The following is a 520-nucleotide window of genomic DNA, read 5'->3' on the forward strand; positions in this document are numbered from 1 at the left end:
ACAAACCGAGTAATACAAGAATGTCTTCTTTATATCGCTATAAAGAGCATTCCGAAATGCAGGCGCGGATATCATACCCCCGCACACCACATTTCAAATCAAAAAATTGGTAAGAAACGAGTAGTCCTAGGAAACGAACAGAATGAGAAGGGAGCGTAGTTCGCTACGTGACCGCCGAATGATGGGAAGTTGACGACGGAATACGAAGTTTATTAACAATTTGATAAAGTTTCAAGAAGCGAGCAGGACTAGGAAGCAAATGGAACGAGGAAGGCGCGTAGTTCGCTACGTAACTGACGAGTGACATGCGGCTGACGACGTCATGCGAAGCTTATTGGAAGTTTAGGTTAAGTGAACAAGGGCGCATGGCGGATGCCTTGGCACTAGAAGTCGATGAAGGACGGAACTAACACCGATATGCTTCGGGGAGCTGTAAGTAAGCGTTGATCCGAAGATTTCCGAATGGGGGAACCCACTATTCGTAATGGAATAGTACACTTGCGTGAATACATAGCGCAAT

General features: G+C 45.8%; 1 rRNA gene. It reads left to right on the forward strand.

The annotated features are described in order from the left end of the window. Positions 1-345: 345 nt before the first annotated feature. Positions 346-520 (forward strand): 23S ribosomal RNA (locus tag ACFQ0V_RS04140); the annotation flags it as partial.

The sequence above is a fragment of the Savagea faecisuis genome, assembly GCF_042675605.1.
Classification (GTDB): domain Bacteria; phylum Bacillota; class Bacilli; order Bacillales_A; family Planococcaceae; genus Savagea; species Savagea faecisuis.